Annotated in this window: 19 protein-coding genes; 13 read left to right on the top strand and 6 right to left on the bottom strand. The window is 55.6% G+C overall.

Translation table 11 applies throughout. The features are described from left to right. Nucleotides 1–54 precede the first annotated feature (54 nt). Genes AD948_RS17365 through AD948_RS17355 form a run of 3 tightly spaced genes read right to left on the bottom strand, consistent with a single transcriptional unit; the run spans nt 55 to nt 3,824 of the window. Nucleotides 55–1,122 carry a tartrate dehydrogenase gene (locus tag AD948_RS17365; RefSeq protein ID WP_061473005.1) on the bottom strand — a complete coding sequence of 356 codons (1,068 nt, stop codon included), beginning with the start codon at nt 1,120–1,122 and terminating at the stop codon, nt 55–57. Nucleotides 1,123–1,168: 46 nt separating this feature from the next. Continuing rightward, on the bottom strand, nt 1,169–2,338 hold the full coding sequence (locus tag AD948_RS17360; RefSeq protein WP_061473002.1) for an amidohydrolase: 1,170 nt from the start codon (nt 2,336–2,338) through the stop codon (nt 1,169–1,171). 7 nt (nt 2,339–2,345) lie between these two features. Then, on the bottom strand, nt 2,346–3,824 hold the full coding sequence (locus tag AD948_RS17355; RefSeq protein ID WP_248846082.1) for an aldehyde dehydrogenase family protein: 1,479 nt from the start codon (nt 3,822–3,824) through the stop codon (nt 2,346–2,348). A 243-nt stretch (nt 3,825–4,067) separates the two neighbouring features. On the opposite strand from AD948_RS17355, the gene AD948_RS17350 reads away from it, so the two are divergent. The 13 genes from AD948_RS17350 (at nt 4,068) to AD948_RS17290 (ending at nt 18,347) form a co-directional block, all read left to right on the top strand. Further along, nucleotides 4,068–5,447 carry an aminotransferase class III-fold pyridoxal phosphate-dependent enzyme gene (locus tag AD948_RS17350; RefSeq protein ID WP_061472999.1) on the top strand — a complete coding sequence of 460 codons (1,380 nt, stop codon included), beginning with the start codon at nt 4,068–4,070 and terminating at the stop codon, nt 5,445–5,447. Between the two features lie 56 nt (nt 5,448–5,503). Next, a complete protein-coding gene (locus AD948_RS17345; protein ID WP_061472996.1) occupies nt 5,504–5,803 on the top strand; it encodes a (2Fe-2S)-binding protein in 300 nt (99 codons plus the stop codon). Beyond that, the gene (locus AD948_RS17340; RefSeq protein WP_061472993.1) at nt 5,788–7,173 is read left to right on the top strand and encodes an FAD/NAD(P)-dependent oxidoreductase; all 1,386 of its coding nucleotides are present in this window, start codon (nt 5,788–5,790) and stop codon (nt 7,171–7,173) included. Before AD948_RS17345 ends, AD948_RS17340 begins: the two co-directional genes overlap by 16 nt. Then, nucleotides 7,170–8,333: an NAD(P)/FAD-dependent oxidoreductase gene (locus tag AD948_RS17335; protein ID WP_061472990.1), complete on the top strand. Its 1,164-nt coding sequence runs from the start codon at nt 7,170–7,172 to the stop codon at nt 8,331–8,333. Before AD948_RS17340 ends, AD948_RS17335 begins: the two co-directional genes overlap by 4 nt. Before the next feature lie 186 nt (nt 8,334–8,519). Continuing rightward, entirely contained in the window at nt 8,520–9,188 is a 669-nt protein-coding gene (locus AD948_RS17330) for a haloacid dehalogenase type II (RefSeq protein WP_061472987.1), read from the top strand. Nucleotides 9,189–9,217: 29 nt separating this feature from the next. Next, nucleotides 9,218–10,876, top strand: coding sequence for an ABC transporter substrate-binding protein (locus AD948_RS17325; protein ID WP_156479085.1), 1,659 nt, complete (start codon nt 9,218–9,220; stop codon nt 10,874–10,876). Further along, on the top strand, nt 10,873–11,829 hold the full coding sequence (locus AD948_RS17320; protein ID WP_061472984.1) for an ABC transporter permease: 957 nt from the start codon (nt 10,873–10,875) through the stop codon (nt 11,827–11,829). Before AD948_RS17325 ends, AD948_RS17320 begins: the two co-directional genes overlap by 4 nt. Continuing rightward, entirely contained in the window at nt 11,826–12,638 is an 813-nt protein-coding gene (locus tag AD948_RS17315) for an ABC transporter permease (protein WP_156479084.1), read from the top strand. The genes AD948_RS17320 and AD948_RS17315 overlap by 4 nt, the downstream gene beginning before the upstream one ends. Then, nucleotides 12,635–14,437, top strand: a complete 1,803-nt coding sequence (locus AD948_RS17310) for an ABC transporter ATP-binding protein (RefSeq protein WP_061472981.1) — start codon at nt 12,635–12,637, stop codon at nt 14,435–14,437. Before AD948_RS17315 ends, AD948_RS17310 begins: the two co-directional genes overlap by 4 nt. A gap of 24 nt (nt 14,438–14,461) precedes the next feature. Then, nucleotides 14,462–15,925: an NAD-dependent succinate-semialdehyde dehydrogenase gene (locus AD948_RS17305; protein ID WP_061472978.1), complete on the top strand. Its 1,464-nt coding sequence runs from the start codon at nt 14,462–14,464 to the stop codon at nt 15,923–15,925. 74 nt (nt 15,926–15,999) lie between these two features. After that, a complete protein-coding gene (locus AD948_RS17300) occupies nt 16,000–16,497 on the top strand; it encodes an Lrp/AsnC family transcriptional regulator (RefSeq protein ID WP_061472975.1) in 498 nt (165 codons plus the stop codon). Further along, on the top strand, nt 16,494–17,381 hold the full coding sequence (locus AD948_RS17295) for a GNAT family N-acetyltransferase (RefSeq protein WP_248846081.1): 888 nt from the start codon (nt 16,494–16,496) through the stop codon (nt 17,379–17,381). Before AD948_RS17300 ends, AD948_RS17295 begins: the two co-directional genes overlap by 4 nt. A gap of 36 nt (nt 17,382–17,417) precedes the next feature. Next, nucleotides 17,418–18,347 carry a 2-hydroxyacid dehydrogenase gene (locus AD948_RS17290; protein ID WP_061472972.1) on the top strand — a complete coding sequence of 310 codons (930 nt, stop codon included), beginning with the start codon at nt 17,418–17,420 and terminating at the stop codon, nt 18,345–18,347. Between the two features lie 108 nt (nt 18,348–18,455). Here the strand turns inward: AD948_RS17290 and AD948_RS17285 are convergent, their stop codons facing one another. Genes AD948_RS17285 through AD948_RS17275 form a run of 3 tightly spaced genes read right to left on the bottom strand, consistent with a single transcriptional unit; the run spans nt 18,456 to nt 21,813 of the window. Continuing rightward, the gene (locus AD948_RS17285) at nt 18,456–19,739 is read right to left on the bottom strand and encodes an NAD(P)/FAD-dependent oxidoreductase (protein ID WP_061472969.1); all 1,284 of its coding nucleotides are present in this window, start codon (nt 19,737–19,739) and stop codon (nt 18,456–18,458) included. A 21-nt stretch (nt 19,740–19,760) separates the two neighbouring features. Beyond that, nucleotides 19,761–21,089: an MFS transporter gene (locus AD948_RS17280; protein ID WP_061472966.1), complete on the bottom strand. Its 1,329-nt coding sequence runs from the start codon at nt 21,087–21,089 to the stop codon at nt 19,761–19,763. A gap of 13 nt (nt 21,090–21,102) precedes the next feature. Beyond that, on the bottom strand, nt 21,103–21,813 hold the full coding sequence (locus AD948_RS17275; RefSeq protein ID WP_061472963.1) for an HAD-IA family hydrolase: 711 nt from the start codon (nt 21,811–21,813) through the stop codon (nt 21,103–21,105). Nucleotides 21,814–21,822: the final 9 nt, after the last annotated feature.

The following is a 21,822-nucleotide window of genomic DNA, read 5'->3' as shown; positions in this document are numbered from 1 at the left end:
CAGAGGGCATTAAAAAATGGGGGGCCAAAAACCTCTAAGTTCCAGAGTATATTCTTAGGAGACAATTTTGTTAGTGATAGCCTTTCCCAGTTCACGTGTGCCCGCCTTACCTCCCATATCTGGGGTACGTGGCGCCATTGGATCATCAAGGGCTTTTTCAATAGCCTTCATCACAAGATTTGAGGCCTCTACCTCGCCCAGATGCTCCAGCATCATTGCAGCAGCCCATATCTGACCAACAGGGTTGGCGATAAAGCGTCCGGCAATATCAGGCGCAGACCCATGAACTGGCTCGAACATCGAGGGATATGAGCGCTCGGGGTTAATATTGGCTGACGGAGCCACTGCAATAGTGCCCGTAATCCCAGGACCAAGGTCAGAGAGAATATCACCAAAAAGATTACTCCCTACAACCACATCAAACCGTTCTGGAGACATGACGAAGCGCGCAGCCAGGATGTCAATATGATACTGGTCCATGAGGATATCGGGATACTCTTTGCCAATCGCCTCAAAGCGGGAATCCCAGTATGGCATGGAATGAAAAAGACCATTGGATTTGGTTGCCGATGTCACATGCAGTCGACCAAGCTTACGAGCATACTCGAAAGCATAACGGAGAATTCTGTCCGTTCCGTACCGTGTAAATACTGCTGTTTGCATCGCACCTTCGGACGGTGTGCCCTCACCAAACACACCGCCAATCTGCGAGTACTCACCCTCACAGTTTTCCCGTACAATCCAGAAATCAATATCACCGGGCTTCTTGTTCGCCAGCGGACAGGGAATACCGGGTAAAAGCCGAACTGGCCGTAGATTAACATACTGGTGAAACTCCCGCCGAATGGGAATAAGAAGTCCCCACAATGAAATATGATCCGGGACAGACGGAAAGCCCACAGCTCCCAACAGGATGGAATCACTTTGTGAAAGCTGGTCAATGCCGTCATCCGGCATCATCTGGCCGGTGCGCAGCCATGTTTCACAATTCCAGTCATAATTTCGAAATTTCAGGCCAAAGCCACAGATATCAGCCACACGCTCCAGCACACGCAGAGCTTCAGGCATAACTTCTACACCAATTCCATCACCCGGAATGACGGCGATATCATAAGTTTTCATACGCGTTGTATCCTTCCTGCCAGAATTTAGAGAGTGCGTATTTCAATCAGGCCTCAGCCGCCGATGCCGCACACATGTGGGCAAGTATATGCCAGTATCTCACACCAATATGAATAACATCATCATTAAAATCATAATCAGAAGAATGGAGTTTAGAAGATTCTCCATTTCCTATCATGGCATATGCACCGGGTTTCTGCTGAAGCATAAAACCAAAATCTTCCGAGGCCAGACTAGGTGCAATATTCAGGTCCGGCGCAGGACCATCTTCATCCGCCTCCAGAACTTGCATGGCCTTACCCGCAAGATGAGTGGCTACATCCTCATTAACGGTAACAGGATAGGGCTGATGAAAATGAACGGAAATTGCCACGCCATGCGCCATGGCCAGCCCATCACATAGCAGCTGAAGTCCATCCCTGAGTTCGCCCAGAACATTCGGCGCTAGAGCGCGCAGTGTACCGGCCAGCCGGGCTTTTTCAGGCAAAATGTTATCAGTGGTGCCTGCATCAAAAATACAAAACGAGACAACAGCCGGAATAAGCGGATCAGTACGTCGCGCGACCAGCAGCTGTGCCCCCTGTACCAGAGCGGCGCCTACAGTCAAAGGATCTCGCCCAAGATGAGGCTGAGCGGCATGAGAGCCTTTTCCCGTAATTTCAATAATAAAACGCCATCCCCCCGCCATGATCGGACCGGATCGTACCGCCATCTGCCCTGCAGGCAGCCCCGGCCAGTTATGCAACCCAAAACAGTAATCAGTTGGAAAAAGTTTGAACAGACCTTCGTCAATCATGATCTGTGCGCCTGCCCCACCTTCCTCACCGGGCTGAAACACGAAATGGACCTTTCCACAGGGTGGTGGGTCTGATGCCAGAGCAGCGGCAGCACCCAGCAGCATAACGGTATGACCATCATGTCCGCAGGCATGCATAACTCCTTCTGCACGAGAGGCCCACGGAGCTTGACCAGTTTCCCTGATCGGTAAAGCGTCCATATCCGCCCGTAGCATGACAGCGGGACCGGGGCGGCCTGTATCCAGCGTTGCCACCACACCAGTCGTGGCCAGACCAGTATGGGGCTCATACCCAAGCCTGCGCAGATGCTCTGCTACGATGGACGCTGTTCTCTTCTCCTCAAACCGGAGTTCCGGATGCGTATGCAGATCTCTTCTTAAGGCCGTTAGAAATGCTGCATCAGGACTCTGTGGCTGCATTGTCTGCTTACTCCACTGCCATCAGCACGCTTTTGAGCCGGAGATTAGCCTCAAAAGCCTGTCGCCCCAGATCCTTGCCAATACCTGATCCGCCAAATCCACCCGTCGGGATTACAAAATCTGACGATCGGCCGTAACGATTGACCCAGACAGTACCGGCCTTGAGTGTCCGGATGGCCCGCATTGCTCTGGACATGCTGGCTGTATGAACCCCTGCCGCCAGCCCGTACACAGGGTGCTCTGCCAGAGCAAAAGCCTCGTCATCATCATCAAAAGTCTGCACGGCCAGAACGGGACCAAACACTTCTTCTTGCCATACAGGAGATTTGACATCCGTCACCAGCAGGATGCCGGGAGACAGGAAAATGCCACCTTCCTCACTGTTCATACGCAGACAGGGAGCAAGGCTTTGCGCCCCGGCTTTCACGCTGTTTTCCACAAGGTTTAGAATGCGCTGTGCCTGTGGTTCTGAAATAATGGGCGAATAACTGGCTGCTGCAGCCCATGGAGCAAAAGCTGCAACCTGACCACAGCGGGCAACAAGTGCCGCAATTAATGGTTCTGCCACCCCACGTTGCACAATCAGGCGAGACCCTGTCACACAGACCTGCCCAGCATTGCCTGTAAAGGCCCGGAAGATACGGTCGGCAACCTCATCTACGGAGGAAATATCATTAAATACCAGCTGAGGACTTTTCCCCCCCAGCTCCAGAGTAACTGGCTTGGGGCCGCTTTCTGCCGCGGCTTTCATGACAGCAATACCCGTCCGGGTGGAACCGGTAAAACTGAGTTTACCGATATCCGGATGGCGGCAGATAGCCTCACCAGTCGCCAGCCCGGTACCCTGCACCACATTGAACAAACCTGCTGGCATCCCGGCTTCCACCGCAAGCTCAGCCAGGCGCACAGCAGAAAATGGCGTCATTTCCGAAGGTTTGAGAACCGTTCCATTCCCTGCAGCAAGAGAAGGCACGACCTTCCAACTTGCCATGACCAGCGGGAAATTCCACGGAGCGATAGCACCAGTCACACCGTAGGGTTCGTAAATGGCCATTCCCAACAAGCTGGAAGATGTTGCCGCCACATCCCCGCCAATCTTATCGCAATATTCGGAAAAAAATCTTATTCCTTCAGCAAGGAAAGGAATATCCCACCCTACAGTCTGAGTAATGGGGCGGGTTGAGCACACAGTTTCCAGCCGGGCCAGTTCCATACTGTGCTGCTCAACAAGATCAGCCCAGCGCCGCAGCACCCGTGCTCGCTCCCTCGGCGCGCAAGTCGCCCAGCCACTCTCGCGCTGAACACGAGCAGCAGTTTGTGCTGCTTCATGCACCAGCTCAGGGCCAGCCTCAGGCACATAAGCCAGAAGACTGCCATTACCGGGGCTGGTAACAGCAATATCCTTTCCACCTGAAACAACCTTTCCAGACAGAAAATGCCCCACAGGCAGCGTAATATCTTCTGGACGAAAGCTGAGATCGATCACGCTCTTTTCCCCTGCACCCTTGTGGCACAAACACCTGTCATGTCATTTCGGTATCGTATTTTCCTTGATCTTTACCCCAATGCAAACGCTAAAACAGACCTCACGGCAATTTAACGCATTCTTACTGACCTCCCGCTCAGAACAGCACAATCCACTTTCACATCCTTTGCTTATGGCACCATATTTTTTCCGCCAGCCCGCATAGGAAAACAACGGGCAACAACACAACGGACCTCAAACGTCATGACTCCAGAGACACTCGCCGCTCTTGATCGCGCTCACCTCATCCATCCGGTCTCATCATGGCGTGATCAGGAAGAATATGGTCCTCGTATCCTCCAGTCCGGCCAAGGGGCATGGCTGAAGGATATTGACGGAAACACGCTGCTTGATGGCTTTGCCGGTCTGTGGTGCGTCAATGTCGGTTACGGCCAGCAGAGCGTTGTACAAGCCGCCACAGAACAGATGATACGCCTGCCTTACGCCACCGGCTATTTTGGCTTTGCAAGCGAGAGCGCCATTACCCTCGCCTCCCGCCTTGCTGCGGTTACACCGGGCGACCTGAACCGTGTCTTTTTCTCACAAGGCGGTTCTGATGCGGTGGATAGCGCCCTGCGCTTTATCCGCTTCTATCAGCATGCACGCGGCACCCCGGAGAAACGCCATGTCATTGGTCTTGCGCGCGGCTACCACGGCAGCACCTATACTGGTGCCGGACTCACGGCGCTTGCCGCCTTCCATCGCGATGCAGATGTGCCGCTGGCATGGCAGCACCATATTTCCAGCCCGGACCCATATCACCACCCAAAAGGGCCGGACGCGGCTGCGATTATTGCTGCATCCGTTTCTGACCTTCGCAACAAGGTGACAGAATTGGGTGGACCTGAGCATGTCGCAGCCTTTTTCTGCGAACCCGTGCAGGGTTCCGGCGGCGTAGCCATTCCTCCCAAAGGCTGGTTGACGGCCATGCGCAATGCCTGCCGAGAACTGGACATTCTGTTTGTCACGGATGAAGTCATCACTGGCTTTGGCCGCACAGGCCCGCTGTTTGCCTGCGAGCACGAAGGCGTTGTGCCGGATATGATGACAGTGGCCAAAGGCCTGACCTCAGGCTACGCGCCCATGGGAGCTGTCTTCATGAGTGAAGGCATGTATGCCACCGTTCGAGATGCCACGCCGCCGGGTGTTGCTGTGGGGCATGGCATGACCTACAGCGCTCACCCGGTGAGTGCCGCTATCGGCCTTGCCGTACTGGACCTGTACCAGAACGGCCTACTGGAAAACGGTGTGACGTCAGGCCACCATCTGGCGACCCGCCTCGCCGCAATGAAAGACCATCCGCTGGTTGGGGATGCACGCTCAATCGGCATGCTCGGCGCTATCGAACTGGTGACAGACAAAGCTGCCAAAACAAAACCCGCAGCGTCTCTTGGCATCTCTAAAAAGCTCGCCCGGATCGGTTATGAAAAAGGTGTTCTGTTCCGCGCCTTCGGGGATGACATTATCGGGCTGGCCCCGCCCCTTTGCCTGACACTGGAAGAAACGGATATTCTGTGCGACCGTATCGAAATCGTACTGAATGCACTACTGGATGACAAGGATATTGCCGCAGCTATTGCCTGAAGCACTCTGCCCTGGCGTACACTCCCGCTAGGGCGCACGGCAGGAGGTTCTCCCGTATGAAGGGACTTTTTCGACGCGTGGCCGAAACAGAACGGCCACACATCACCATTACAGTCGACGGGCAGCCTGTCACCGCGCTGGAAGGAGATACACTTCTGACAGCACTACTCCTGGCGGGCAGCCAGCTTCGCTTGAACGAATTCGATAAAAAACCCAGAGCAGGATTCTGCCTTATGGGAGCGTGTCAGGACTGCCGTGTATGGACAGAAACCGGCGATGAACTGCGCGCCTGTTCCACGCCTGTTTCTTCGGGCCTGCGTATTGTGACAGCAGAGGTGCCATGGACAAGCCAGTAGTCATTGTTATAGGGGCCGGCCCCGCAGGCACACGCGCAGCACAAACTCTTGCTCAGGCCGGCCTTCGCCCTGTTGTGCTGGATGAAAACCGCCAGCAGGGTGGCCAGATTTATCGCCGGCAGCCGGAAAATTTCTCGCGTCCCGCCGCTAAACTCTATGGCGCTTCCGCAGGCGCTGCGACAGCTCTGCACACTGCTTTCAAGGCCCTTTTACCTCATATAGATTATCGCCCCGAAACTCTGGCATGGGGCGTATCCAGCAACCAGTTGCTGACAGAACATAATCAGCACGCTCAGGCTTTGCCGTTTGATGCCATGATTATTGCCGCAGGGGCCACGGACCGCATCATGCCCTGCCCTGGCTGGACCTTGCCGGGCGTGTTCACTCTGGGGGGTGCGCAGATCGCGCTCAAGGCGCAGGCCTGCACCATTGGAGCCGCACCGGTCTTCATGGGAACGGGGCCCCTGCTGTATCTGGTCGCTTGGCAATATCTACGCGCCGGGGTCAAACCCCACGCGGTTCTGGATACGTCCTCTTTCAAAACACGCATGAAAGGACTAAGTGGCCTGCGCCATCGTCCAGCCATTCTGGCACAGGGAATGCGCTACATGGCTGACCTGCTGCGGGCGGGTGTGCCTCTTCATTCAGGCATCACACCTGTAAGGATAGACCCGCAGGAAGACGGTACGGATCTGAGGGTACGCGGCGTGACATGGCGCAATGCCCAAGGGCAGGTTCGTCACACAGCTGGTGATGCCGTAGGCATAGGCTATGGCCTGCGATCAGAAACACAGCTTGCTGACCTGCTGAAGTGTGATTTTGCATTTGATGCCCTCTCCCGCCAGTGGCTGCCTGTCACGGATGAAGATGGGGCGACATCGCAAAAAGGAATCTATCTGGCTGGTGACGGAGCAGGCATCCGTGGAGCCGATGCGGCGGAAAGTGCTGGGGCACTGGCCGCACTGCGCTGCCTTGAAGATCTTGGCTATCCCACCGCCCGGAAAGACATCAGCCGCCTTCGCGCGGCCCTCAAGCCCATGAACGCATTCCGGCACGGGCTGGAAACAGGTTTTCCATGGCCGTGGAAGAATGCGGCTGATCTGCCGGATGAGACTGTTGTCTGCCGTTGTGAAAACGTGACTGCCGGAGACATTCGGCGCGCAGCAGGCCCGCTGGATGCTCCGGAAGTCAACCGCGCCAAGGCGTTTGTTCGTGTGGGCATGGGCCGGTGTCAGGGCCGTATGTGCGGCCTGGCGGGAGCCGAAATTCTGGCTGCAGCCCGCAAGATACCCATTGAAGAAGCCGGACGTATTCGTAGCGCTGCCCCGGTTAAACCACTACCTGCCAAAATTCGGGGTATTATGACATGAGCCACCCTGCCCTGCCTGTTACACCCACCACTGCGCGGGCCGATGTGATTATTGTCGGCGGCGGCCTGATGGGAGCCGCAACCGCATTTTTTGCACGTCAGCGCGGACTCTCGGTTATTTTGCTGGAACGTGATCTGGTAGGCCAGTACGCATCGGGCACCAATTTTGGCAATGTCCGCCGTCAGGGGCGCTTTTTGCCACAGCTACCACTTGCCAACCGCTCCCGTGCAATCTGGGGTCGCCTGCCTGAACTGATTGGGGAGGACGTCGAATTTCTGCCCAGCGGGCATGTACGGGTTGCCTTCAAGAAGCAGGACAGTGCGCGACTGGAACAATATGCGCAGGACTGCAAACCCTATGGTCTGGAGCTGGAACTTTACAGCGGACGTAAAGCCGTAGAGCGTTTTCCCATGCTTGCTCCGGATGTGGATTGCGCATCCTTTTCCCCGCTTGATGGCCATGCCAATCCCCGCCTTGCAGCCCCGGCCTTTGGCCGAGCAGCACGCCGGGCTGGTGCTACTGTTCTTGAAGGAGCGGAAGTCAATAACATTACCCGCACTTCTGAAGATTTTGTGGTGGAAACGGCGAAGGGCCAACGCTTTACGGCGCCTCTGCTTCAAATCTCCACCGGAGCATGGGGGCAGAAAATGGCCTCAGCTTTCGGTGATGACCTGCGCCTGACCCCCAAAGCACCGCAAATGGGCGTCACAGAACCCGTGCCCTACCGTATTCAGCCTGTTATTGGCTATGCATCATGGGTGGAAGAAGAAGGCGTTTACCTACGGCAGATCGAGCGCGGCAATATCGTCTTTGGGGGCGGCCTGCGTGGCACCGTGGACCTTGTGGCGAAACGAGCCCGGTTGGACCCATTGAATACCGTGCGGCAAATGCCTCATCTGCAACGCATTCTCCCTGATTTTGCTCGCCTGCGCGTAATCCGCACATGGACGGGCATTGAAGGCTATACCGAAGACGATCTGCCCGTCATGGGTGCCAGCCCGCGCGTTCCGGGACTTTATTACGCCTTTGGTTTTTGTGGGCATGGGTTCCAGCTTGGCCCGGGAGTAGGGGCTACCATGGCGGACCTGCTTGCAACAGGGCAAACAGATATTCCCCTTGCACCGTTCAGTATTGCCCGGTTTTCTGCCTCCGCTGCATAATAAGCAGCTTGAACACGCCAGACTATTTTTTCCTCGTAAGGGACAAGAAATTTTAACGCAGCATATTCTGTTGTCCTTTTTTCAAGATACAGAACTCTATGCTGCATAATGCAAAAAAGCAGTAGCATTCCCCCCGCCATACATGTTGTCATATCGTAATATTAACTCAGACGGACAAGAAACATCATGACGACGTTCAGGCCGAAATTCGTAACGTTTGACTGCTATGGCACCCTGACCCGCTTCCGGATGAGTGACATGGCGCGTGAGCTTTACGCAGATGTTATTCCTGCCGAAGGAATGGAGCAGTTCTGCAAGGACTTCGCGGCTTATCGGCTGGATGAGGTGCTGGGCCCCTGGCAGCCCTACCGCTATGTGCTCCTCAACGCGATGGAACGCACATGCAAGAAATGGAAAATCCATTTCTCTCCTGAAATTGCCAATAAGTTTTATGAGTCCGTTCCAACATGGGGCCCATGGGATGATGTCCCGGCCGGTCTGGCTAAAGTTGCCAGTGAAGTTCCGCTAGTCATTCTGTCCAATGCATCCAACACGCAGATTCACTCCAACGTGGCCAAGTTAGGTGCTCCCGTGCATGCCGTGTTTACGGCAGAAGATGCGCAGGCCTACAAACCGCATATGCGCGCGTTTGAATACATGCTGGATGGCCTTGGATGTGGGCCGGAAGACATTCTGCACGTCTCTTCATCCCTGCGGTATGACCTGATGACCGCGCATGATTTGGGCATCCGCAACAAAGTGTTTGTTGCCCGCGGGCACGAACCTTCCACCCCCTACTACGGCTACACCGAAATTGCCGATATCGGGGGCCTGCCGGGCGTTCTGGGTCTGTAAGCCCTACGCCGGGGGAGGAGCGTGCCCTGTTGTGGCAGACATTCCCTCCCCCATCTGTCCCGCTCTTTACCCCCAGCCGGAGCGTGTTGATGCTGAACCGACGCAACATGATAAAACAGGGAGCACATCTGGCAGCCGCCAGCTTTTGTGCTACACAGTCATGGTCGGGCACGGCTTTTGCAACAGCCTCCAATAGTTCTGTTTCCAACCAAACTGGCCCCGTTCCCCGTACGGGCGGTCATGTCCGTGCTGCCTCCACAACAGGTTCTCTGAGCGACACGCTGGACCCCGCGCGCCAGTCCATGGCGACGGATTATATGCGTGGTAATATGTTCTATGATGGTCTTGTCACACTGGACGAGACCCTGACGCCACGCCCGGCTCTGGCGGAAAGCCTTGAAAGCACAGACTTCAAGACATGGCATATCCGGCTGCGCAGCGGTGTTTGCTTCCATGATGGAGCACCGCTGACTTCTGCCGATGTTGTGTATTCCATTCTCCGGCACAAAGATCCCACTGTTGGCTCGCAGGTGCATTATCAGGCCATGGCCATGCGCACCATACGGGCAGATGGGCCGTTGGATGTCATCATTGAGCTAGACACCGCGAATATCACGTTTCCCTCCGTGCTCGGGCTGACAAATTTTGCCATCATCCGCGAGGGTACAACGCAATTTGATAAGGCCAATGGCACAGGTCCCTTTACGTGTGCGGCTTTCCAGCCTGGCGTGCGTTCACTTGCCTTGCGCAACGCAAATTTCTGGAACCCCGGCGGGGTGTGGGTGGACAGTCTAGAGTTAATTTCCATCAGTGATGACATGGCCCGACACAATGCCCTGCTCTCGGGCGATGTCGATATTATTGCCGCCGTAGACCCGCGCCTTGTCGCTCTTGTGCGCAAACGTGGCCTTGCCGTGATGGAAAGCCCAACAGGTACTTACACTAATCTTGCCATCCGGCAGGATGTCGGACCGGGCCGCAACGCGGACTTTATCCGCGCCATGAAGCTGCTGTTCAACCGCGAACAGATGCGTGATTCCATTTATCTTGGCTACTGTCGCATGGGGAATGACCAGCCCCTACCCCCTGAACATCGTGATTTCAACGCGCATCTTCCTCAGACCCGCTATGATCCGGAACAGGCAAAATTTCTTCTTAGACGCAGCGGTTATTTAAACCAGAGCCTTCCCCCGCTCATCTGCTCGCCCGCTGCCAACGGATCCGTCGAGATGGCGGTGCTGCTCCAGAATGACGCACGACGCATCGGCCTCCAGTTGGATGTGCGCCGCATGCCTGCCGATGGCTACTGGAGCCAGTCATGGATGCGTTTCCCCCTGGGCTTCGGCAATGTAAACCCACGCGCCTCAGCGGACATGACCTTTGCGCTCAGTTTTGCATCCACTGCACCATGGAATGAATCGCACTGGCGCAATGCACAGTTCGACCAGCTTCTGGTTCTCAGCCGGAGTGAGCCCGATGAGGCAAAACGCCGTGCTCTGTATGATGACATGCAAACACTCATCCATACGGATGCCGGAATAGCGATCCCCAACTTCATCACCAGTCTGGATGGATATCATCCACGCATCCGGGGCCTGCGCCCGCGTCAGGGTGGCCAATTGATGGGCTACAATTTTGCCCGCAGCATCTGGGTTGATGAGACGGATACTGCGGGAGGCCAGCCATGACGGCACGGTTGGGTGAAGCGATTGCCCTCAGGGTTGGGGCTTCCCTCGTCTCACTGGTGTTCGTTGTTGTTGCCGTCTTTTTTATAACTTCCGCGTTACCGGGAGATGTCGCTGAAGCCTTGCTTGGGCAGGCAGCCACACCCGATGCCATAGCCGCCCTGCGCCACAGCCTGCGGCTGGATCAACCTGTGCTGCTGCGTTTTGCAGGCTGGGCAGGGGGACTGCTACGGGGGGATTTCGGCACATCCCTTGTCAGCCACCAGCCCGTGCTGAGCATGGTGCATGACCGTCTGCTGCATTCTCTTCTTCTGGCTGGCATTACAACGTTGTTTGCCGTGCCTGCCGCTCTGCTTCTTGGCACCCTTTCCGCCATTTTTCGCAATACGGTGTTTGACCGCACAATCTCCCTGCTCACATTGTGCGTTGTGTCTGTGCCGGAATTTCTGATCGCGACGCTGGCAGTGCTGGTTTTTGCCGTGGAACTGCATCTGCTGCCCGCACTGGCCAGCATCAGTGATATTCATTCCATCGGCTCGTTTCTGGCCGCCTTTTCCATGCCCGTAGCAACACTTGGCTGTGTCATTGTCGGACAGATGGCCCGCATGACACGCGCCGTCATGGTGAACGTACTAAGTTCTTCATGGGTGGAAATGGCGATGCTCAAAGGCGTTTCCCCGGCCTTCATCATACTGCGCCACGTCCTGCCGAACGTGATTGCTCCCCTCTTCAACGTCATTGCCCTCAGCCTGTCCTATCTGTTGGGTGGCGTGGTCATCGTGGAATCCGTCTTTCATTACCCAGGCATAGCCAGCCTGATGGTGGATAGTGTGGCCTCGCGCGATATTCCGCTGGTGCAAACCTGCGCAATTATTTTCTGCGCGGCCTACCTGCTACTCACAACACTGGCCGATATCGTGGCGCTCTGCTCCTCGCAGGAAAGAACACGCACATGATGCTCTCCCGGCCTCTGCATCGCCTGCTCCCCCTGCGGCAAACACCAGTCCTGCTGGCTCTGTTCTGGCTTTTACTGGCCGTTACAGGGCCTCTCATAGCACCCTGCCCACCCGGCGAAGTCGTCAGTTCCACGGTTTTCGCACCCATATCTTCCACACATCTGCTGGGTACGGACTATCTGGGACGTGATGTCCTGAGCCGCCTGCTCTTTGGCACCAGCAGTACTGTCCTGCTTTGTGCCGTAGCGACCGTAATGGCGTGTAGCGCAGGCACATTTCTGGGCATAATGGCTGCTCTTAAACAAGGACTGACGGATACCCTGCTTTCCCGCTTCATGGATGGCGTCATTTCCATTCCATCCCTGCTTAGCGGACTGGTGGCCGTCGCGACATTTGGTTCGTCCGTTCCGGTTCTGGTGCTGGCCATGGCGTGCATCTACATGCCCGGCTCCTACCGCACCAGCCGCATGTTGGCTCTCTCGATCGTGCGGAAGGATTTCATTCTGTCTGCACGCATGCGGGGAGAAAAAACGGGTTATCTGGTCCTGCGCGAGATCCTGCCCAACATGACCGGCCCCGTGCTGGCAGATGTCGGCTTACGCTTCATTTATGCTGTCCGGCTGCTGAGCAACCTGAGCTTTCTGGGTGTCGGGCTACAGCCGCCACAGACGGACCTTGGTTCCCTGACACGGGAAAATCTACTGGGCCTTGTGTATGGCGCGCCCGCGGTGATCGCCCCTGCCCTGACAATCGCCATTCTGACTGTAGGCCTCAACCTTGCACTCGACGGCAAAGGGCAACGCCAATGAGCCTGCTTCCCCCCACAGCACCTCCGCCTCTCATTTCAGTTCAGAACCTGAGCCTGACAGGCCACCGAGGCCGTGGCCCGGAAACCCCTATTGTAACCAATGTCAGCTTCAATGTGGCGGAAGGGGAAATGCTGGCTCTGATTGGTGAATCCGGCTCCGGCAAGACCAGCATAGCCCTTGCCCTGACAGGCTACGCCCGGCAGGGCTGCCGCATTTCAGGCGGCACTCTGCGTGTGGCCGGGCACGATGTGCTGCACATGAATGCGCGTGAGCTACATGCCTTTCGTGGCATGACAATCGCCTACATCGCACAGAATGCCGGAGCAGCTTTCAACCCGGCCCTTCCGCTGATGGAGCAGGTGATAGAACCCGCTCTGGTGCACCATATCATGCCCCGCAAAGAGGCTGTGGAGCAGGCCATAGCACTGTTTGAGCTGATGGCACTCCCTTCTCCCCATACCATCGGTGCACGTTACCCCCATGAGTGCTCAGGCGGACAGCTCCAGCGGATTATGGCTGCCATGGCCCTGATCACTGAGCCAGAAGTGGTGATTTTTGATGAACCCACAACGGCACTGGATGTCACTACCCAGATAGAGGTTCTGGAAGCATTTCGTCTTGCCATGCGCCAGTGCGGCTTTACCGGCGTTTATGTCACGCATGATCTGGCCATTGTCGCCCAGATGGCAGACCGTGCCGTAGTGCTGAAAAATGGCACCGTGCAGGAGGAAGGGTCCACCGGCCAGATCCTGACCGCGCCCACTCAACCTTATACACAGGCCCTTGTGGCGGCCAGTGAGCCCCACACGCGCAATCATGATCCGGCCCCGGCCTCCGCTCCGCTGCTGGATGTGCGTGACATTCTGGTTGGCTATGGGGGTACCACGCCGGAAGGGCGCCCCGTGCACACCATTCTGAATCAAGTCAGCCTGCCGGTTCTGGCTGGCGAAACCATGGGCATTATCGGGGAATCCGGCTGCGGCAAGAGCACACTGATCCGCGCCATTGCGGGCATTCAGCCTTGGTCGGCCGGTAGCATGATGTTTGAGGGGCAGCCGCTTGCGGCCGATATCAACTTACGCTCCCCTCAACAACGCCAGCACTTGCAACTGGTAGCGCAAAACGCGGACCTTGTGCTGAATCCCGCCATGACCGTGCAAGCCACCCTGCGCAGGGTGCTGACGTTTTATGGTGAAGATGCCTCTGATAACGCCATCCGGCATATTCTGGACATGGTGCGTCTGCCCGCCGCTCTGGCCAGCCGTCTGCCCACCCAGCTTTCAGGCGGCCAAAAGCAGCGCGTCAATCTGGCGCGCGCACTCGCTGCCCGCCCGCGCCTTGTGCTGTGTGATGAAATCACGGCGGCCTTGGATACCGTTGTCGCTGCGGCCATTCTGGACCTGATGATGGAGCTCAAGCGCGAACTCAGCCTTTCATGGCTGTTTGTTACGCATGACCTGCACGCCCTGCGCTCGGTGTGTGACCATGTTGCCGTCCTGTATGCCGGACACTGTGTAGAATTCTCCACAATAACAGCCCTGCAGACCGCGCCGCATCACCCTTACGCGCGCAAGCTGGAAGCCTCGGTGCCTGAAATGCGGCCGGACTGGCTGGATAACATCCTCCGTCAGCACGGGCTGAAGCAGGATAAAAGTGGTCCGGCACCCGCAAGCGGTTGCAGCTACATGCCACGTTGCCCGGTGGCCGCCGCCACATGCGCGCTCACGCCGCCCCCTGTATGGCAGGCTCCTTCCGGCGCGTTCATCGCCTGCCACCGCACAGCGCAAGAGCTGTCCTGACTCCTTGCATTTAGGAAACCAAGCATGACCCATCCAACCCTGAATGATGCAACTCTCTTCCGCCAGCAGGCCTTTATTGCCGGAACCTGGTGCGATGCGGCAGATGGTCAGACCATCGACGTCGATAACCCAGCCAACGGGGACATCATCGGCTCGGTACCCGCCTGCACAGCGGATGATACGCAGAGGGCGATAGAGGCCGCACGCGTTGCCCAGATTGCCTGGCGCAACAAAACGGGAAGCCATCGCGCAGAAATTCTAAATGCCTGGTACCAGCTTGTTCTAGACAATGTGGAAGACCTCGCCCTAATCATGACGGCCGAACAGGGCAAGGTACTGGCCGAAGCACGCGGGGAAGTGCGCTATGCTGCCTCCTTCCTGAAATGGTACGCTGAGGAAGCCCGGCGGAGCGAAGGCAGCATCCTAACCACGGCGGACCCGGCCCGCCGCGTACTTGTGCTCAAGCAACCCATTGGCGTGACTGCCGCCATTACCCCCTGGAACTTCCCTCTCGCCATGATCACCCGCAAATGTGGTCCCGCGATAGCCGCAGGATGCAGCATGGTGATCAAACCATCTGAACTGACCCCGTTTTCGGCACTCGCACTCGCCGCACTCGCCGAGCGGGCTGGCCTGCCTGCGGGGCTGCTCAGCGTCGTGACTGGCTGGCCCGCTGCCGTCGGGAAAGTGCTGACCGAATGCCCGGTTGTCCGTAAGCTGACCTTCACCGGCTCCACTGGTGTTGGCAAGATTCTGCTCGAACAATCTGCGGCTACCGTCAAAAAATGCAGTATGGAACTGGGAGGAAACGCTCCCTTCCTTGTATTTGACGATGCGGATGTCGAAGCCGCTGCTGAAGGCATCATGCAGAGCAAGTTCCGCAATGCGGGCCAGACGTGCGTTTGCGCAAACCGAGTGCTGGTGCAGGATGGAATATGGGACCAGATTCTACCAGTCATCATGGCTAAAGTGGAGGCTCTTCAGGTTGGCACAGGGCTGGAGCCGGGCAGCACCGTCGGCCCACTGATCAATGAAGCTGCTGTCGCCAAGGTAAGAGCCCATGTTGAGGATGCACTGGCCAAAGGCGCTCGCTATGTGGGCGCCCCACTCCGCACTGAAGGACGTTTTGTGTGGCCGGTTGTGCTGGAAGGCGTGACGACAGACATGCGCGTAGCGCACGAAGAAACATTTGGCCCAGTACTTCCCCTTTTCCGCTTCCAAAAGGAAGAGGATGCGGTCCGCATTGCCAACGATACGCCCTTTGGTCTGGCGAGCTATTTTTTCACCAATGATATCCGTCGCCTGTGGCGCGTGGGGGAAGCTCTGGAATTCGGAATGATCGGCCACAATACCGGTGCTATTTCAATGGAAAGTGTTCCGTTTGGCGGCGTCAAGGAATCCGGCCTCGGGCGTGAAGGAGGCCATGCTGGCATGGAAGAGTTCATGGAAATGAAAAGCCTGCATCTCGGTGGCCTTGACGTTTTATAACCGGAATATTCTGATCGGCGTTCTCTATGCCCCATTCCGGGGCACCCTAGCCTGTTCCGGAGACAATTTTTGCCATGCAGCCCACCCCGAAGCTAGACAGGATCGACCTGAAAATTCTCACGCAGTTGCAGCGCAACGGTCGTCTGACCAATGTTGAGCTTGCCAATCGGGTTGGGCTTTCGGCCAGCCCCTGCCTGATCCGTGTTAAACGACTAGAAGCCGCAGGCTACATCACCGGCTATGGTGCGCAGATTGATATTCGGAAAATAACTTCCATTCTCACCGTTTTTACAGAAATAACACTCTCGGACCATCGTCGCCATGATTTTGCACGATTTGAAGGCCACATCAGCAAACTTGATACAGTCGTGGAATGCCATCTGATCAGCGGTGGATATGACTACCTGGTCAAGTTCGTCACCCGTGATGTGGAACACTACCAGACCATCATGGAAAATCTTCTCGAAATAAACATCGGAATTGAAAAATACTTTAGTTACATCGTCATAAAATCACCCATCGTAAAAGAGTCTTTCCCAATTCAGGACTTCTTTCCGGAGCAGAAGATTTGACCCAGAGCACATCCTCGTCCTCCGTGCTGCAAACGCAGATCTCATTCCGTGCCATGCTGCCTGATGATCTTGCTCAGGCATGGCAACTTTCCAAGGACCTAGCGTGGCCCCACCGACTTGAAGACTGGGAACAGATGTTTAGCCTAGGTAACGGCTTTGTCGCCACGACGTCTGAAAACACGGTTATAGGGACAATACTGTGGTGGGCGTGGGGCCCACAGGCAGCCAGTCTGGGCATGATTATTGTCAGTCCTGCATGGCAGGGGCATGGTATTGGCAGGCAACTGATGACATTGGCGCGACAGGCATTACCCGGATACAGGGTGCACCTGAACGCAACCTCTGTCGGCGTTCCTCTCTATGAAAAAACCGGCTTCCATTCCACCTGCGTTGTCGCGCAGCATCAGGGGAATGTTTCCACGGTTCCGCTCATCCCTCTGCCTGAGGGCTGCCGGATGCGCCCTATGGGAAGCGCCGATCTAAGCGCTATCTGTGCAATGGACACTGCCGCACTCAGAATGAACCGCTCAGCCCTGATCGAACTGTTAATGAACGATGGCCGGGGTATTCTGGTCGATTCAGAAAAAGGCATTCTGGGGTTTTCGTTCTGTCGCAAATTCGGCTGGGGACAGGTTGCCGGGCCAGTTATCGCGCAGGACCCGGCCTTTGCTCTACCCATGCTGGCTTACTGGGCGGGCACCTGTGCAGGACAGTTCCTGCGGGTTGACATTCCACAGGATGAAACCGTGGCAACCCTGTTGGACCAGTGGGGCCTGCTGCGGGTGGGCTCCGTCGTATCCATGACAACGGAACCGACAGAAATCATCAGTTCACAAGCAGATGCCCCCTCCTGCTTTGCCCTGTGCAGCCAGGCATTTGGCTGAACCTGCGCGCATTTTTCTCTGTAGGACAAGTACCGCATGTCTTTTCTGCTCAAATCCACCCCAGAACGGGCGCAGGTCTGGAAACCGCTTTTCAACAAAGCTCTGCCAGAGCTTGAATTCCATGTATGGCCGGAAACGGGTAACCCCGAAGAGGTCCGCTTTTTAGCGGCCTGGGAACCTCCGCCTGATCTGCTGAAACGCTTTCCCAATCTTGAAGTCATTTTCTCCGTTGGCGCAGGGGTGGACCAGTTTGATATGTCCGCCATCCCCGAGCATGTCACCATCATCCGCATGATCGAACCGGGCCTGACGGATGGCATGGTGGACTACGTTCTGTGGGCTACCCTTACTCTACACCGTGACGGACTGACCTACATTGCTCAGCAGAAAAAACACGTCTGGAAGGCCAGACCCAATCTGGTCGCGGTACAACGGCGGGTGGGTATTATGGGCCTGGGCAAACTTGGTGCACCCGTGGCGCAAGCTCTGGCGATAAATGGGTTTACCTGTAGCGGCTGGTCACGCTCACGGCACAGCATGCCCAATGTTACCTGTTACGCCGGGGCAGAAGAGCTTGGTGCATTTCTGGCAACAACAGACATTCTTGTCTGCCTGCTTCCTCTGACGGACGCCACGCGCGGAATACTCAATACCAGCCTGTTTGAAAAATTACCTTGGGGAGCACAACTCATCAACGCAGCACGAGGCGCACACCTGGTTGTGCCAGATCTGCTTGAAATGCTGGAAAGCGGGCAGATCAGTGCAGCCATTCTGGATGTGACAGACCCGGAACCCCTGCCCACCGACAGCCCGCTATGGGACGATCCACGGATCTTTATAACGCCACACATTGCCAGCAGCAGCCAGACTGAAACCGCTGGCCGCGTCCTGCTGGATACCGTGAAACGCTACCTTGCCGGAGAACGGAATTTTCCTTCAAGAGTGGACCGTTCAAAAGGCTACTAAGAGCATATTCTCTGTTTCGGTCGGTTCACTCTGGAACCGACCGAAACAACCTTTAAGTCTCCACGGGAGTAAGTTGTCCATTATCAGGTAACACCTGAAAAATGGCTACTATGCTCTGAAATTTTGTATGTAATCCTTGGCGCGATAATAAGCTCCCACGACCGGCAACGCATATGATGCCAGACCATAAAAGGGAATTTTAGGCCATGAACGGCCCGCAAGAGGATTGGTATTTGGCATACCGGCCATAGCTTCTGCCATCCGCTGCCCCATATAAACAGACATCTGCGTTCCGTGTCCACTATAGCCCATGGTGTAATAAACGCCGTTCCATTGCCCGGCACGCGGAAGGCGATCGACAGTCATATCCACATCACCGCCCCAGCAATATTCGATTTTTACATCAGGCAGGTCGGGCAATGTGCGTCGCATAGCAGCAAGTAGCATATGACCACTAACTATATCTGTTGTAGTTCGGGATCGGGAAAAACTGGCCCTACCCCCAAAAATCAGCCTGTGGTCAGCCGTGGCACGAAAATAATTATGAATATTCTGCATGGTAACAACATTCTGGCCGCCGGGCATAACCCGCTCCAGCGCCGCAGCATCCATGCGCTCAGTCGCAACAATAAAGCTCCCCACTGGCATAATCCGCTGGCGGAACCATGATGGACCATGACGACTGGTACCCGTTGCCATCAACACGTTTTTTGCTACAATCCTGCCACGGGGCGTGCTGACCTCAAAACACCCATGCCCGGATTTTATACCTGTCATAGGTGTGTTTTCAAAAATAAGGCCGCCAGACTTTAGAACAGCCTGCGCCAACCCCACACCAAAGCGGCCCATATGCATACGCCCACTGTGGGGGTAAATCAGGCCACTATTGAACAAGTCTGACTTCAGTTCATCACGTATCCGGGCTTCACTAATAAAGCGCACATCCGGGTCTGCTGCCTTGGTCAGCCGCTCATAGTCGGCCTCCAGCGCCGCACGATGAGCCGGCAAATTACCAACCTTCAGCTTACCGCACCGCACGAAGTCACAATCAATGTCATTCCCGCGCACAAGCGTTTCAACAGTGTCAACAGCTTTATTGAAAACTTTGTAAAGCGAGGTCGCTTTTTCTTCCCCCATCGCCTTGCAGGCCATGGAAAAGCTACCAGCCAGCCCGTTATTGACATGCCCCCCATTACGGCCAGATGCCTCACCGACAACCCGCTCACGCTCCAGCACAACAACTGAAGCCCCAAGCTCCCGCAGGCGCAAAGCCGCTGAAAGACCACTAAACCCGGCCCCCACCACCACGGCATCCACCATACCGGGCATGGCGGCAGCAGGACTGGCCTTGAACAAAGGAGCGGTTTCTAGCCAATAGGAGGTCAATTTCATAGCCTGTTCTCCATAACAATCTCAGGAAAGGGTAATATGGCTGGCTTCAGAAAGACTAAGCCCTGCAGTTTCAGGGGCCCAGCGCCAGGATATGAAAGCCCCCAGAGCAAGAAGGCCGGAAGCAAAAAATAACGTTACCCGGACACCAAAGTGAGCGACCCCGACAGGAAGTAAAAACGTACCCAAAGCCGCCCCTAACCTACTGGCGGAAGATGCAAACCCCACTGCCGTTCCCCGTATTTCTGTGGGAAACAGTTCATTGGGGTAGACAAACTGTAAGCCGCTACCGGCCGCTTCCACCGCGGAATACACAATAAACGCAGCCAACACAGCCCAACCAGCCTCTCCAGACCACAGGGCAATAAAAAGTAAGGAAAGCGCTGCCAGAACAAAGGACCAGATCAGAAGCGTTCTGCGTCCAATCAGATTAATCAATCCGAAGGTAACAGGGAGAATACCCAAAAACGTAAAACACGTAACGACACAGGCAGCCAGAATGGGATCGTTCATGTGCATCTGTGCCAGGATCTGAGCCTGCAACGTATGAATTGAAAACGCAGGAGCGCTTTGCAAAATCCAGAAGGCACTTACAAAAACCAGTAATCCGCGATAACGTGGGCTGCATAATTTTACCACAACCTGACGAATGCCCCCGGGTTCCGCTGAAGACTGAATGCCTTCAAAAGAAATATCAGCATTCAAAAAAGTCATGACAATATGACGTGCCTCGGCCACCCGGCCAACACTCATCAGCCAGAGCGGGGATTCTGGCATACCGGCCCGACACAGCAGAAGAAAAAGCGAAGGGATAAAGCTGGAGCCCATGACAAGGTGCCAGTTTCCGGGGAAAAATGAGAGCAACGCATATCCGGCAACAAAGCTGCACACATAGCCCAGCCACCAGAAAGTAATAAGCCCGCTCAGAGCTGGCCCACGCCAGCGGCGGGGCATAAACTCCGTGACATACGCTGTAGCAATGGGATAGTCCGCGCCAATGGCAACACCAATCAGAAGCCGCCAGACCAGCAAGGCACCAAAGCTGGCGCAAAAATACTGTGCGACGGAAAAAACCGTGAACATGAGAATATTCACGGTATACAGCATTTTCCTTCCCAACCGGTCTGAAGCCATTCCTCCGGCAAAACCGCCAATAAAGACGCCGAGCAAAGAAGCGGCCCCAACAAGTCCGGTTGCATCTGCACTCAAATGAAAGCTGGAAACCAGAACCGGCAGCACAACACCAATAACGCCCAGAATATAACCATCGCAAAACGGTCCGCCACCAGCGACAAGTGCGAGACGCAAATGAAAAGCTGATGCCGGGACATCATCAAGAGTCTGGACTTCCATAGTCTACAGCCTCTCAGGAATACAGCATTTTCAAACCACCTGAGTCGGCAAGATCAGCTAGCTCCTTCAATGTCGAAAAATGATAATCGGGCTTTGTCAGGTTTTCCACAGCAATGGTACCGCCAAACCCACCGACAGCCTTTCTACGCTCAATCCAGCAGACCGTGTAACCAAGTTTACGAGCAATCCCGATATCGTGGTACTGGCTTTGCGCAACGTGCAAAATATCACCTTGCAGAAAACCATCCCGACTCAAGCGACCCCGCGTAAACCCAAAGAATGCAGTATCCGGCTTTTCACACAACGCATCATCCACCGTAATAGAATCATGGAATGGTAGGCCAAGCGTCTTTTCCATCCCGGAAAAAGCCCAGCGCTGCGTGTTCGTCATGGCAACCAGCTTGAAGTGCTGACCAAGGCGCCGCATGGCCTCCACACTATCTTCGAATGCAGGCCAGTCTTTAGCTGCATATACAAATGCGTCAGAATACGCTTCATCCGTTGGTAAACCGAAATGGGGGGCCAGTTCCTGATAAATAGGCTTGAGATCCTGCGGAAAAGGCAGTGTCTGCCCACGTGCGCGCATCCCCCGATAGGCCGTCAAAAAAGCCTCACGGTCTATGGCAACACCGCATAGTTTTCGCAGGGAATTAATCATCCCGCTTTCAAAATCAATCAGGGTACCAACAACATCAAAGGTCAAAGCTTTGGGAAACCGTGACATGCAAAACTC

Origin of the sequence: Acetobacter senegalensis, assembly GCF_001580995.1 — a bacterium.
Classification (GTDB): domain Bacteria; phylum Pseudomonadota; class Alphaproteobacteria; order Acetobacterales; family Acetobacteraceae; genus Acetobacter; species Acetobacter senegalensis.
This window is presented reverse-complemented; position numbering and strand designations above follow the sequence as displayed.

Excerpts from the sequence above, each read along its gene's own strand:
- AD948_RS17305 (WP_061472978.1), top strand. The coding sequence starts at position 14,462 with ATGACCCATCCAACCCTGAATGATGCAACTCTCTTCCGCCAGCAGGCC.
- AD948_RS17315 (WP_156479084.1), top strand. The coding sequence starts at position 11,826 with ATGATGCTCTCCCGGCCTCTGCATCGCCTGCTCCCCCTGCGGCAAACA.
- AD948_RS17290 (WP_061472972.1), top strand. The coding sequence starts at position 17,418 with ATGTCTTTTCTGCTCAAATCCACCCCAGAACGGGCGCAGGTCTGGAAA.
- AD948_RS17275 (WP_061472963.1), bottom strand. The coding sequence starts at position 21,813 with ATGTCACGGTTTCCCAAAGCTTTGACCTTTGATGTTGTTGGTACCCTG.
- AD948_RS17345 (WP_061472996.1), top strand. The coding sequence starts at position 5,504 with ATGAAGGGACTTTTTCGACGCGTGGCCGAAACAGAACGGCCACACATC.
- AD948_RS17330 (WP_061472987.1), top strand. The coding sequence starts at position 8,520 with ATGACGACGTTCAGGCCGAAATTCGTAACGTTTGACTGCTATGGCACC.
- AD948_RS17320 (WP_061472984.1), top strand. The coding sequence starts at position 10,873 with ATGACGGCACGGTTGGGTGAAGCGATTGCCCTCAGGGTTGGGGCTTCC.
- AD948_RS17300 (WP_061472975.1), top strand. The coding sequence starts at position 16,000 with ATGCAGCCCACCCCGAAGCTAGACAGGATCGACCTGAAAATTCTCACG.
- AD948_RS17335 (WP_061472990.1), top strand. The coding sequence starts at position 7,170 with ATGAGCCACCCTGCCCTGCCTGTTACACCCACCACTGCGCGGGCCGAT.
- AD948_RS17340 (WP_061472993.1), top strand. The coding sequence starts at position 5,788 with ATGGACAAGCCAGTAGTCATTGTTATAGGGGCCGGCCCCGCAGGCACA.
- AD948_RS17360 (WP_061473002.1), bottom strand. The coding sequence starts at position 2,338 with ATGCAGCCACAGAGTCCTGATGCAGCATTTCTAACGGCCTTAAGAAGA.
- AD948_RS17285 (WP_061472969.1), bottom strand. The coding sequence starts at position 19,739 with ATGAAATTGACCTCCTATTGGCTAGAAACCGCTCCTTTGTTCAAGGCC.
- AD948_RS17365 (WP_061473005.1), bottom strand. The coding sequence starts at position 1,122 with ATGAAAACTTATGATATCGCCGTCATTCCGGGTGATGGAATTGGTGTA.
- AD948_RS17280 (WP_061472966.1), bottom strand. The coding sequence starts at position 21,089 with ATGGAAGTCCAGACTCTTGATGATGTCCCGGCATCAGCTTTTCATTTG.
- AD948_RS17310 (WP_061472981.1), top strand. The coding sequence starts at position 12,635 with ATGAGCCTGCTTCCCCCCACAGCACCTCCGCCTCTCATTTCAGTTCAG.
- AD948_RS17350 (WP_061472999.1), top strand. The coding sequence starts at position 4,068 with ATGACTCCAGAGACACTCGCCGCTCTTGATCGCGCTCACCTCATCCAT.